The 11,693-nt window shown below is 75.1% G+C and carries 11 protein-coding genes; 3 read left to right on the top strand and 8 right to left on the bottom strand.

The window, feature by feature from the left end; translation table 11 throughout:
- Positions 1-195: 195 nt before the first annotated feature.
- Complete coding sequence (leuA, locus tag VEW93_11825) at positions 196-1,911, top strand: 2-isopropylmalate synthase (GenBank protein ID HYI62480.1); 1,716 nt, start codon at positions 196-198, stop codon at positions 1,909-1,911.
- Between the two features lie 15 nt (positions 1,912-1,926).
- On the opposite strand, the gene VEW93_11820 is transcribed toward leuA, so the two are convergent.
- The 3 genes from VEW93_11820 to VEW93_11810 all read right to left on the bottom strand — a co-directional run bounded on the left by VEW93_11820 (position 1,927) and on the right by VEW93_11810 (position 4,962).
- On the bottom strand, positions 1,927-3,414 hold the full coding sequence (locus tag VEW93_11820) for a GGDEF domain-containing protein (protein HYI62479.1): 1,488 nt from the start codon (positions 3,412-3,414) through the stop codon (positions 1,927-1,929).
- 109 nt (positions 3,415-3,523) lie between these two features.
- On the bottom strand, positions 3,524-4,153 hold the full coding sequence (locus VEW93_11815) for a sterol desaturase family protein (GenBank protein HYI62478.1): 630 nt from the start codon (positions 4,151-4,153) through the stop codon (positions 3,524-3,526).
- On the bottom strand, positions 4,150-4,962 hold the full coding sequence (locus VEW93_11810; GenBank protein ID HYI62477.1) for a TetR family transcriptional regulator: 813 nt from the start codon (positions 4,960-4,962) through the stop codon (positions 4,150-4,152). Before VEW93_11810 ends, VEW93_11815 begins: the two co-directional genes overlap by 4 nt.
- A gap of 175 nt (positions 4,963-5,137) precedes the next feature.
- On the opposite strand from VEW93_11810, the gene VEW93_11805 reads away from it, so the two are divergent.
- Positions 5,138-6,031 carry an LLM class F420-dependent oxidoreductase gene (locus VEW93_11805; protein HYI62476.1) on the top strand — a complete coding sequence of 298 codons (894 nt, stop codon included), beginning with the start codon at positions 5,138-5,140 and terminating at the stop codon, positions 6,029-6,031.
- 40 nt (positions 6,032-6,071) lie between these two features.
- On the opposite strand, the gene ligD is transcribed toward VEW93_11805, so the two are convergent.
- The 5 genes from ligD to VEW93_11780 all read right to left on the bottom strand — a co-directional run bounded on the left by ligD (position 6,072) and on the right by VEW93_11780 (position 10,605).
- A complete protein-coding gene (gene ligD / locus VEW93_11800) occupies positions 6,072-7,049 on the bottom strand; it encodes a non-homologous end-joining DNA ligase (protein ID HYI62475.1) in 978 nt (325 codons plus the stop codon).
- Positions 7,050-7,220: 171 nt separating this feature from the next.
- Positions 7,221-9,545 carry a heavy metal translocating P-type ATPase gene (locus tag VEW93_11795; protein ID HYI62474.1) on the bottom strand — a complete coding sequence of 775 codons (2,325 nt, stop codon included), beginning with the start codon at positions 9,543-9,545 and terminating at the stop codon, positions 7,221-7,223.
- A gap of 1 nt (position 9,546) precedes the next feature.
- Positions 9,547-9,750 carry a hypothetical protein gene (locus tag VEW93_11790; protein ID HYI62473.1) on the bottom strand — a complete coding sequence of 68 codons (204 nt, stop codon included), beginning with the start codon at positions 9,748-9,750 and terminating at the stop codon, positions 9,547-9,549.
- Entirely contained in the window at positions 9,747-9,956 is a 210-nt protein-coding gene (locus VEW93_11785) for a cation transporter (GenBank protein ID HYI62472.1), read from the bottom strand. Before VEW93_11785 ends, VEW93_11790 begins: the two co-directional genes overlap by 4 nt.
- 88 nt (positions 9,957-10,044) lie before the next feature.
- Positions 10,045-10,605: a TMEM165/GDT1 family protein gene (locus VEW93_11780; protein ID HYI62471.1), complete on the bottom strand. Its 561-nt coding sequence runs from the start codon at positions 10,603-10,605 to the stop codon at positions 10,045-10,047.
- Between the two features lie 389 nt (positions 10,606-10,994).
- On the opposite strand from VEW93_11780, the gene VEW93_11775 reads away from it, so the two are divergent.
- On the top strand, positions 10,995-11,675 hold the full coding sequence (locus VEW93_11775) for an alpha-ketoglutarate-dependent dioxygenase AlkB (GenBank protein HYI62470.1): 681 nt from the start codon (positions 10,995-10,997) through the stop codon (positions 11,673-11,675).
- Positions 11,676-11,693 lie beyond the last annotated feature (18 nt).

Genomic DNA, 11,693 nt, shown 5'->3' with positions numbered 1-11,693 from the left:
GCCCTTGACAAGGGGGCGTGCCGGGGGGGAAGGTGCTCGGGATGCAGACGGCCACCACCCTCCTCCTGCTCATGTAGGCGAGCGCCCCACATAGGCGTCTCGTCAAGCTCCTGAGCCCTCGGGCCGGGAGCTTTCTTCGTTTTCCGGCCCCCGGCGGGGCCACCCCCACCACCCACCCGACCCGAGCGAGCCACCATGCCACCCGAGCCCGTCACCCCCCGGCCCATGCCCTTCGACCGGTACCGCCCCACCGTGCCGGTCGAGCTGGCCGACCGCACGTGGCCCGACAGCCGCCTGACCAAGGCCCCGCGGTGGTGCGCGGTCGACCTGCGGGACGGCAACCAGGCCCTGATCGACCCCATGGACCCGGCCCGCAAGCTGAAGATGTTCCAGACCCTGGTGGGCATGGGCTACAAGGAGATCGAGGTCGGCTTCCCGTCGGCCAGCCAGACCGACTTCGACTTCGTGCGCCAGCTGGTCACCGACGACCTGATCCCCGACGACGTCCACATCCAGGTCCTGACCCAGTGCCGGGACGACCTGATCGAGCGCACCTACGAGTCGCTGGCCGGCGCCCCCCGGGCCATCGTCCACTTCTACAACTCGACCTCCACCCTCCAGCGCCGGGTGGTGTTCGGCCTGGACCAGGCCGGCATCACCGAGATCGCCGTCAACGCGGCCCGCATCTGCCGCAAGCTGGAGCAGGGCATGGGCTCGACCGAGATCCGCTACGAGTACTCGCCCGAGAGCTTCACCGGCACCGAGCTGCCCTACGCGGTGGAGATCTGCGAGGCGGTGGCCGAGGTCATCGAGCCCACCGGGGACCGGCCCCTCATCATGAACCTGCCGGCCACGGTGGAGATGTACACCCCCAACCTCTACGCCGATGCCATCGAGTGGTTCCTGCGCACGGTGCGGGACCGCGACGCGGTGGTGCTGTCGCTGCACCCCCACAACGACCGGGGCTGCGCGGTGGCCGCCGCCGAGCTGGGGGTGCTGGCCGGCGCCGACCGGGTGGAGGGCTGCCTGTTCGGCAACGGCGAGCGCACCGGCAACGTCGACCTGGTGACCCTGGGCCTCAACCTGTTCAGCCAGGGCGTCGACCCCGGCATCGACCTCTCCGACATCGATGCCATCCGCCGGGTGGCCGAGTACTGCAACCGGCTGCCCGTGCACGAGCGCCACCCGTACGCCGGCGACCTCGTCTACACCGCCTTCTCCGGCTCCCACCAGGACGCCATCAAGAAGGGCTTCGCCGCCCTGTACGCCGGGGCCGAGGCGGCCGGCCGGGGCCGCGACTACGAGCGCTGGGAGGTGCCGTACCTGCCCATCGACCCGGCCCACGTGGGCCGCACCTACGAGGCCGTCATCCGGGTCAACAGCCAGTCCGGCAAGGGCGGCGTGGCCTACATCATGGAGGTCGAGCACGGCTTCGCCCTGCCCCGGCGGCTCCAGATCGAGTTCTCCAAGACCATCCAGACCATCGCCGAGGACACCGGCACCGAGATCCAGCCCGGGGCCATGTGGGACGCCTTCACCTCCACCTACCTGCCGGAGGACCCCCCGTTCTCCCTGCGGGCCAGCGAGGTGGCCACCGGCAGCGACGGGGTCAGCACCATCACCGCCCAGCTGGTGGTGGACGGCACGCCGACCACGGTGGCCGGCACCGGCAACGGCCCCATCGCCGCCTTCGTGGCCGCCCTGCACGACGGACTGGGGGTGGACGTCGAGGTGGTCGACTACCACGAGCACTCGCTGGGTGCCGGGGCCGACGCCACCGCGGTGGCCTACGTGGAGACCAAGGACGGTGCCGGCACGGTGCGGTGGGGGGTGGGCACCGACCCCAACATCGTCACCGCCTCGTTCAAGGCCGTCCTGGGCGCCGCGGCCCGGGGGCGGGCCGTGAGCTGACCGCGTCGACCGGCGTCAGGGGCCGGCGGGCGGCTCACGCTGGTCGAGGCCACCCCGGCTGGAGGTGACCACCACCCGGCCCCCACCGGACCCCTTGGCCATGGAGAGGGCGGTGTCGGCCCGGGCCAGCAGGTCGTCGACGGCCACCGGGCCGCCGACCCGATCGGCGATGGCCACCCCGATGCTCACCCCCACCTCGACGACGGCCTCGGCCACCGTCACGGGCCGGGCCATGGCGTCGATGACGGCGGCGGCCAGCTGGTCGGCTGCGGGGCGGGCATCGACGCCGGCGCACACCACGACCAGCTCGTCGCTCCCGACGCGGCCCAGCAGGTCGCCGGGCCGGAGCACGGAGGACACCCGGCGCGCCACCTCGACCAGCACGGCGTCGCCCACGGTGTGGCCCCAGGTGCCGTTCACGGCCTTGAACCGGTCCAGGTCGAGGTGGAGGACGGCGACGGGGCCGTCGCCGCGGGCCAGGGCGTCGTGCAGCCCGGACAGGACGTGGCCCCGGTTGGCCACGCCGGTCAGCGGGTCGCTCGTCGCGGCGCGCTCCAGGGCTGTGCGCTGGAGGTGCCACTCCAGCACCAGGGCGGTGGAGCGGGCCATCGACCGCACGCAGTCCTCCACCGCGGACAGGGCCGGGCCGGTCGGGTGGGTCCAGCCCACCACCACTGCCCCGGTCACCCCGTCGGCGGCCCGCACCGGCACGAGCACCCACTGCGACATCCCGCGCTCGACGGCCACGGCCCGGCCCACGCCGTCCAGCTCGGCCACCGTGCCCCGGACCGGCTCGCCCACGTGTACGCCGCGAGCGTCGTCCGGGCGGGGCGAGCGCGCCCACGGTTCCCCCGGCATCAGCACCCGGAACAACTCCTGGGCCACCGGGCCGCCGACCACCTGGCGGGCCAGTTGCAGGCCGTCGATGGCCACCGCGAAGGGCAGCTCGGGGAACCGCCACCCGCCGAAGGAGGGGATCAGGTCCACGACCCGGTCCACCGACGCCCCCTCGGTCAGGAGGTCGGTGATGCGGCGCTGCACGGCCTGGTCCTCGTCCAGGCGGCCGACGACCACCGTCCACTCCCGGCCCGGGCCCCCCAGGCGCCCGGTGGTGATCTGGACCGACCGCCACGAGCCGTCGCCGTGCCGCATCCGGAACACGGCCGGCACGGCCGGCGGGGCCGCCGCGGTGCCCGCCCGTCGCCCGGCGTGGAGGGCCCGCTCCACGTCCGCCGGGTGGAGCAGCTCGGTCACGCGCCGGCCCACCAGGCGGGCCCGGGAGCGGCCCAGCACGTGCTCGGCCACCGCGTTGGCGTACTCGACCCGCAGGTCGGGACCGACCACCACGACGAGGTCGTTGAGGTCCCCGAAGACGGCGTCGCCCCCTCCGGTGCCGAGCGACGCCACCAGATCGGCCACCAGGGGGCCGGTCGGGGAGGCGTCCACGGCGGCGGCGCCGGAAGGCGCGGCGGCGTCGTGCTCCGCCTGCTCGGCTTCGATCATCGGCGTCCCTCCGTGCGCGCCCCCGGCGCCCTAGTTCACCACGAGCGGGCGATTTCCTGTCGCTCCACCGCTCTCCGTGCCGACAGAGACCGGGCCCGGGCGGCTCCGGTCAATCGACCGGAGCGAGGGAGGCGAAGGCCCGGGCCCGGTCGATCTTGGCCAGGCGGTCGGTCATGTCCCGCTCGCCGACCAGGACGTAGTCGTCCCGGAACTCGGGGCGGACCTCACCGGCCTCGTCGACCAGCCACGACAGGGCCAGGCGGCGGGGCACCCGCACCTTCTCGGGGCGCTCGTAGGTGCCGAAGACCCGGTCCCACAGGGGGAGCGAGACGCCGTGGTTGGCCATCGGGGTGCCGAAGTGGTGGTGGAAGTGGTGCCGGCGGATCAGGCGCTGGTAGCGGTTGGAGGGCGGCCGCAGGTGCGAGGTGGCGTGCTGGTACTCGTAGAAGAAGTAGCCGAAGGCCCAGCCCACGGCCACGGTCACGCCCACGGCCGGGCCGGCCACCAGCCAGCCCAGGGGGGCCCACAGCACGGCGCCCACCAGCAGCATGCCGGTCCAGCTCAGGATGTGGTTCACGTCGAAGGACCAGCCGGCGGTGACGTGGTGCTCCAGGTGCTCGCGGCTCATGATCCCCTTGCCGTGCAGGTGGTGCATGGCGAAGCGGTGGAGCACGTACTCGGCGAGGGTCCACAGGGACCACCCGACGGGGAAGGCGAGGGCGACAGCGAGGAAGGTCATGGTGAGTCCAGGGTCGGGCCGGAGAGGCCGGGACGGGAGGGAGCGAGGGCGACGGGCAGGGAGGAGGCCAGGGCGCGGGCCCGGGCCAGGGCGGCCCCGTCGGCCCCCCAGCCCCGCAGCAGGGAGTCGGTGATCTCCTCACCGAGCAGGGCGCCGGTGGTGGGCAGGCCGGCGGCGATGCCGTCGACCATGAGGGCGCCGTTGAGGGCCACGATCCAGGCGAAGGTGCGCAGCAGGGCGCCCTCCAGGGGGTGGTCGAGGGGGTCGGCCACCGGGTCGTGGGGGGCGAGGGCGCCGGCCTCGACGGCGGCGGCCAGCAGCTGGCGGGGCAGGGCCAGCACCGCCATGGCCACCGGCACCACCTCGACCACGTCCGCGGTCTCGGCCACGCCCCGGGTGACGAGCATCTGCTGCTGGAGGTGGAACTCCCGGGCGTGGTGCTCGGGAGCGGTGAGGAACAGGCGGGAGAAGGCCAGCAGGCGGGCCAGGGCGGCATCGGCCTCGTCGGCCCCCGTCTCGGCCAGGGCCCGGTCCCAGGCCACGAGGTGCTCCTCGGCCACCCGGCCCAGCACGGTGAGGGCCTCCTGCTGCAGGGCGGCCAGGAGGGCCGACCGGGACGGGAAGTAGGTGTAGAGGGAGGCCGGGGCGTAGTCGGCCGCCTCGGCCAGGGCGGCCATGGTCAGCGCGTCGGGACCGTCGCGCTCGACCAGGTCGGCGGCCAGGACCAGGAGGGCGTCGCGGCGGGCGGCCCGCTTCCGGGTCCGGCGGTCACCCTGGAGGGGCGACATCTCGACGTTTTCCGAAGGCACGTCGGAAAACGTACGACGATCGGCTCCCGGCGTCAACCCCCGGTACGTCGGACCTCGGCTTCGGCCCCACCGGCGCCACCTGACCTGGGCGTCGACCCCGCCGGCCCGCCCGACCCCGGCGTGGACCCCGAGGCACGCCGGACCCCGGCGCCGATCCCGCCGGTACGGTCGGGCCATGGACATCGGTCGGTACGGCATCTGGACCTTCCAGCTCGACCTGGTGCCCTCGGCCCGGTCCGTCGAGCACGTGGACGAGCTGGACGAGCTGGGGTTCGGGGCGGTGTGGGTCCCCGAGGCGGTGGGCCGCGAGGCCTTCACCCACGCCTCCCTCCTCCTCCGGGGCGGGACCGACATCGTGGTGGCCACCGGCATCGCCTCCATCTGGGCCCGCGACCCCATGGCCGCGGCCGCCGCCCACCAGACCCTCACCGAGGCCCACCCCGACCGCTTCCTGCTCGGCCTGGGCGTGAGCCACCAGCCCATGGTCGAGGGGGTGCGGGGCCACGACTACACCCGGCCCTACTCGGCCATGCGGGCCTACCTCGACACCATGGACGACGCCCTGTTCCTGGCCGCCCGCCCGCCCGTCGCCCCCCAACGGGTGCTGGCCGCCCTCGGGCCCCGCATGCTGGCGCTGGCCCGGGACCGGGCCGCCGGCGCCCACCCCTACTTCGTCCCGCCCGAGCACACCGCGGCGGCCCGGGCCGTCCTGGGCGAGGGGCCACTGCTGGCCGTCGAGCAGGCCGTGGTGCTGGAGACGGACCCCACCCGGGCCCGGGAGAAGGCCCGCACCCACACCAAGATCTACACCGGCCTGCCCAACTACGCCGGCAACCTGCGCCGCCTCGACCCCACGCTGACCGACGAAGACTTCGCCGGGGCGGGCAGCGACCGGCTGGTCGACACCGTCGTGGCCTGGGGCGACATGGACACCGTCCTGGCCCGGGTGCAGGCCCACCACGACGCCGGCGCCGACCACGTCTGCATCCAGGTCGTCGACGGCACCACCGACGTCCCCGCCGCCGCCTGGCGGGACCTGTCCGCGGCCCTGGGCCTGGCCCGGCCCTGACCGACACCGCCTGGTCGCGCCGGACGCGGGCGCCCGGAGCTCAGCCCTCCCGGACGACGTCGGCGGGGTTCTTGTCGGCCCGCAGGCCGAGGTAGCGGGGGTGGCGCAGCCGACCGGCCCGGCTCCACTCGCCGAAGCCGACCTGGGCCACCAGCTCGGGCCGCACCCAGTGGGCCGTGGGCTCACGGGGCGGGTCGGGCACCGGCGGGGCATCGATCTCCAGCGGGTCGAGCCGGGCCCGCAGGGCCACGAGGGTGGGGTGGCTGAAGCCGGTGCCGACCTTGCCGCCGTAGCGGAGGCGGCCGTCCTCGTGGTAGCCGACCAGCAGGGCACCGAGGGCCGGTCGCCCACCGGTGGGCTCGGTGAAGCCCACCACCACCATCTCCTGCTGGCGGACGAGCTTCAGCTTGAGCCAGTCGCGGCTGCGGCGCCCCTGGTAGGCGCTGGCTCGCCGCTTGACGATGAGCCCCTCCCAGCCCTCCTCGACGGCCCGGGCCCGGGCTGTGTCCGGGTCACCGTCGAGCAGGTCCGACAGGGTCACGACGTGGCCGGGGTCCAGCACCTGTTCCAGGAGCTCCCGCCGCGAGGACAGCGGCAGGGCACGCACGTCCTGGTCGCCCAACCACAGGAGGTCGAAGGCCACGTAGGTCACCTTCACCCGCGACCGCCGGGACCGGGCCTCGTCGTGCACGTGCATCCGCTGCTGGAGTCGCTCGAAGCTGGACACGCCGCCGTCGAAGGCCACCACCTCCCCGTCGACCACGGCGTCGATGGCCAGGTCCTCCAGGGCGTCCACCACCTCGGGGTAGACGTCCTCCTGGTGGATGCGGTTGCGGGACAGGAGGCGGACCTCGCCCCCCACCACGTAGGCGACGACCCGCACGCCGTCGAGCTTGCGCTCCACCTGCCAGTCCCCGTCCGGGACCCGGTCGTCGCGGGCCAGGGTGGCGGCCATCGGCTCCAGCCACCGGGGCGGCGCACCGGGCGCCACCGGTCCGCTCTCGTCGTCCCGGGCCACCCCCGCTTGCTAGCCCAGCCCCCCCGCCCCCGCCCATCGCGCCCCCGCACCGGGAGCGCCGAGGGGGTGCCCCGACGCGTCGGCCCTGTTGGCGGTGCCCACCCACGCCGACCTGACCCCGGCCCGTCCTGCGCCGCTCACCTCGACGGGGTGTCCCGGCGGTGGGGTCGGTCAGGTGGCGGTGGGGGCGAAGCGGCGGAGGCGGAGGCTGTTGGTCACCACGAAGACGCTGCTGAAGGCCATGGCCGCGCCGGCCAGCATGGGGTTGAGGAGGCCGGCGGCGGCCACCGGGACGGCGGCCACGTTGTAGGCGAAGGCCCAGAACAGGTTGCCCTTGATGACGGCCAGGGTGCGCCGCGAGAGCCGGATGGCGTCCACCGCGGCCCGCAGGTCCCCCCGCACCAGGGTGAGGTCGCTGGCCTCGATGGCCACGTCGGTGCCGGTCCCCATGGCCAGCCCCAGGTCGGCCTGAGCCAGGGCGGCGGCGTCGTTGACCCCGTCGCCGACCATGGCCACCACCCGGCCCTCGTCCTGGAGGCGCCGGACCACGGCCACCTTGTCGGCCGGCAGCACGTCGGCCACCACCTCGTCGATGCCCACCTGGGCGGCCACGGACCGGGCCGCCCGCTCGTTGTCGCCGGTCAGCAGCACCGGCCGCAGGCCCAGGGCCCGGAGGCCGGCCACGGCGGCGGCCGAGCTGGGCTTCACCGTGTCCGACACCACCAGCAGGGCCCGGGCCGACCCGTCCCAGCCCACCACCACCGGGGTGCGCCCCTCGGCCTGGGCCGCGTCGCGGGCGGCGGCCAGCTCGGCGGGCAGGTCCAGCCCGCGCTCGACCAGGAAGCGCTCCCGGCCCACCACCACGTCGTGGCCCTCGACCACCCCGGCCACGCCCAGGCCCTCCGTGCTGGCGAAGGCGCCGACCGGGGCGAGGGCCAGGCCCCGGTCCCGGGCCCCGGCGGCCACGGCCCGGGCGATGGGGTGCTCCGAGGCGTCCTCCAGCGAGCCGGCCAGGCGCAGGGCCTCGGACGGGTCGGCGTCGGCCGCGGCCACCACGTCGACCAGGGCCATGGCCCCGGTGGTCACGGTGCCGGTCTTGTCCAGGACCACGGTGTCGACCCGGCGGGTGGACTCCAGCACCTCGGGTCCCTTGATGAGGACGCCGAGCTGGGCCCCCCGGCCGGTGCCGACCATGAGCGCCGTCGGCGTGGCCAGGCCCAGGGCGCAGGGGCAGGCGATGATGAGGACGGCCACGGCGGCGGTGAAGGCGGCCACCGGGGCATCGGTGGCCGCCGCGGTGAGCCAGAAGCCGAGGGTGGCGGCAGCCAGGGCGATCACCACCGGGACGAACACGGCCGAGATCCGGTCGGCCAGGCGTTGCACCGGGGCCTTGCCGGTCTGGGCCGCCTCGACCAGGCGGGCGATCTGGGCCAGGGCGGTGTGGGAGCCGACCCGGGTGGCCTCGACCACCAGGCGTCCGCCGGCGTTGACGGTGGCGCCGGTGACGGCGTCGCCCGGTCCCACCTCCACCGGCACCGGCTCGCCGGTGAGCAGCGAGGCGTCGACGGCCGAGGTGCCCTCGACCACGACGCCGTCGGTGGCGACCTTCTCGCCGGGGCGGACCACGAAGCGGTCGCCCACGGCCAGCTCGCCCACCGGGACCCGCCGCTCCTCCCCGTCCCGGACCACGGCCACGTCCTTGGCCCCCATCTCCAGCAGGGCCTCCAGGGCGGCCCCCGACCGCCGCTTGGCCCGGGCCTCGGCGTAGCGGCCGGCCAGGAGGAAGGTGGTGACCCCGGCCGCCACCTCCAGGTAGACCTGGCTCGACGCCATGCCCCGCTCGGGGCGCAGGGAGAAGCCGTGGCTCAGGCCGATCTCCCCCGCGTCACCGAGGAGCAGGGCGTAGAGCGACCAGCCGAAGGCGGCCGCGATGCCCACCGACACCAGGGTGTCCATGGTGGCGGCCCCGTGGCGCAGGTTGGCCCAGGTGGCCCGGTGGAAGGGCCAGGCCCCCCAGGTGACGACGGGTCCGGCCAGGCTCAGCGAGATCCACTGCCACCCGTCGAACTGGAGGGCGGGGACCATGGCCAGGAGCACCACCGGGACGGCCAGCGCCACCGTGACCAGCAGCCGCCGACGCAGGACGTCCACCGGCTCCAGGTCGTGGTGCTCGTGCCCGTGGGGGTCGGGTCCGTGGTCGTCGGGCCCGTGTTCGTCGGGCGGCTGGGGGTCGGTGGCGTGGGGGGCGTGCGACGAGGAGGGCACGGTGGCCCCGTAGCCGGCCGCCTCGACCTGGGCCACGAGCTCCTGGGGGGAGACGTCGCCCTCGACGGTGGCCCGGGCCTTCTCAGTGGCGTAGTTGACCGAGGCGGTGACCCCGTCCAGCCGGTTCAGGCGCTTCTCGATCCGGGCCGCGCAGGAAGCGCAGGTCATGCCGGTGATGGCCAGGGTGACGTCGCTGGACGCCTCGGCCGGGGGGCGATGGGTGGCAGCCATGTCAGCCCCCTTCCGACGGGTGGCCGGCGGGGTGGGTCGGCCCGGCCGGTTGGGTCGGCGCGGGCCGCTCGTGGGTCGGTTGCTCGTGGGCCGGCGGGCGGGCCTCGGGGCCCAGGGGGCCGACGGCGGCGCCCAGGCCGGCGCCCAGCGCTCCGGCCCCGGCCAGGGCGGCGAGGAAGGCGGCGATGCGGGCGGCGGGGCTCACGCGACGACCTCGTAACCCGCGTCGTCCACCGCGCCGGCCACGGCGGCGGGGTCGAGGGGGCCGTCGGAGGCGACGGTGGCGGTGCCGGAGGCCAGGTCGACCTCGACGCTGCGCACCCCGTCCAGGGCGGCCAGCTCACGGTGGACGGCGGCCACGCAGTGCTCGCAGGTCATCCCCACGACGGTGACGGTGGTCCGGGTACTCATGGCGTCCTCCAGGGTGGCGGTCGATCGGTCCCTCCCAACATACCCCCAGGGGGTATCGATGGCAAGTACCCCCTGGGGGTATTTGTGACTACAGGCTGGTGACCAGCAACACCAGGCCGAAGACGGCGAACAGGACGGCGGAGCCGATGCGGGTGGCCGCCTCCGGCAGGCGGGCCCCGAAGGCCCGGCCCAGCAGCACACCCAGCAGGCCGCTGGCGATGATGCCGAGGGTGGCGCCCACCCAGACCAGGACCGGGTCGCCCTTGGCGGCCAGCGTGGCGGTGGCCAGCATGGTCTTGTCGCCCAGCTCGGCCACGAACATGGCCACGGCCACGGACACCACGACCGAGCGGGAGCCGGCGGGTCGGGCCGCGTCGTCGTGCTGGTCGGGGCCCGACCGCAGGGTCCAGGCCGCGAAGCCCAGGAACAGGATGCCACCGGCGATGCCGATGGCCCGGGTGGGCAGGGCCTCGCCCACCAGCCCCCCGACCACCACGGAGAGCAGGTTGGTGGCGGCGTAGGCGGCCACCACCCCGGCGACCACGGGAGCCAGCCGGTGGCGGGCGCCGAGGCCCAGGGCCACCAGCTGGGTCTTGTCGCCCAGCTCGGCCACGAACACCAGCCCCAGCGCGGCCAGCAGCGATCCCATGGGCTCCCTTCGCCGCTGGCACGCTAGCGACCTCCGGGCGCCCTCTTAGCCCCTTCGGGCCCCATCCACCCCTCGAAGGGGTGGGTCGCGGATCTCTTCGCACCGCAACGACCGAGGTCACGCCGGTGTCGGGCCCACCGCCACCCGTCACATGGTGCCGGGGTGTCCCACAGCCCCGAACGCGCGTAGACTCCCTTCCATCACCCGGCCTGTCCGGGAACGGTGCGGTAGGTGGTTCCGCACCGGAGCGTTCGCCCGGCTTCGTGCCGGCATGATGCGGTACCGGCCGGGGACACCACCCCTCCCCCGTTCCCGGTCGGTGCCGCTCCCTCTCTCCCGGTTCCGGCCGCCGATGCGCCGGTCACCGAGCTGTCGGTAGCCTGGGCGGCGTGCCGCCCACCGCCGACCCGTCGGACGCCCAGGCGGCCACCCTGCGGCCGGACGCCACCTTCGAGCGCACGTGGCTGGACCGGCGATCGTGGGTGGACGTGGCCCGCGGCGTGGTCGAGGGCAGCGAGGAGCTGGCCCGGGCCCTGGCCGAGCGCCTGGCGTGGGGCGAGGGCCAGGTGTTCCGCTACGACCACTGGGTCGACGTGCCCCGGCTCACGTCCGTCTACCCCCTCGACCAGCCTCCCCACCCGGTCCTCTCGGAGGCCCATCGGGCCCTGCAGCACCGCTACGGCGTGCGCCTGGCCGCGCCGTCGGTGGCCTGGTACCGGGACCAGCGCGACAGCGTCGGCTTCCACCGGGACCGGGACATGAAGTGGCTGGACGACACCCGCATCGCCCTCCTGGTGGTGGGAGCCCGGCGGCCGTTCCTGCTCCGGCCCCGGGCCCACCGGCACGCTCACGACCTGCCCGAGCGGGGAGCGATCATCGACCTGGCCCCGGCCGGGGGCGACCTCCTGGTCATGGGCGGGGGGTGCCAGGCCGGCTGGGAGCACGCCGTCCCCAAGGTGGCCCACCGGGTCGGGCCCCGCTTCTCGGTGCAGTGGCGGTGGACCTCGGGCACCGGGCGCCAGGAGCAGGGCGGCTCCTACGGCGCCCCCCTCCACTTCTCGTCCCGCTGACCCACGGGCGCGGAGCGG

Source organism: Acidimicrobiales bacterium (assembly GCA_035630295.1).
Taxonomy (GTDB): Bacteria; Actinomycetota; Acidimicrobiia; order Acidimicrobiales; family Iamiaceae; genus Iamia.
This window is presented reverse-complemented; position numbering and strand designations above follow the sequence as displayed.

Excerpts from the sequence above, each read along its gene's own strand:
- leuA (HYI62480.1), top strand. The coding sequence starts at position 196 with ATGCCACCCGAGCCCGTCACCCCCCGGCCCATGCCCTTCGACCGGTAC.
- VEW93_11820 (HYI62479.1), bottom strand. The coding sequence starts at position 3,414 with ATGATCGAAGCCGAGCAGGCGGAGCACGACGCCGCCGCGCCTTCCGGC.
- VEW93_11815 (HYI62478.1), bottom strand. The coding sequence starts at position 4,153 with ATGACCTTCCTCGCTGTCGCCCTCGCCTTCCCCGTCGGGTGGTCCCTG.
- VEW93_11805 (HYI62476.1), top strand. The coding sequence starts at position 5,138 with ATGGACATCGGTCGGTACGGCATCTGGACCTTCCAGCTCGACCTGGTG.
- VEW93_11795 (HYI62474.1), bottom strand. The coding sequence starts at position 9,545 with ATGGCTGCCACCCATCGCCCCCCGGCCGAGGCGTCCAGCGACGTCACC.
- VEW93_11785 (HYI62472.1), bottom strand. The coding sequence starts at position 9,956 with ATGAGTACCCGGACCACCGTCACCGTCGTGGGGATGACCTGCGAGCAC.
- VEW93_11780 (HYI62471.1), bottom strand. The coding sequence starts at position 10,605 with ATGGGATCGCTGCTGGCCGCGCTGGGGCTGGTGTTCGTGGCCGAGCTG.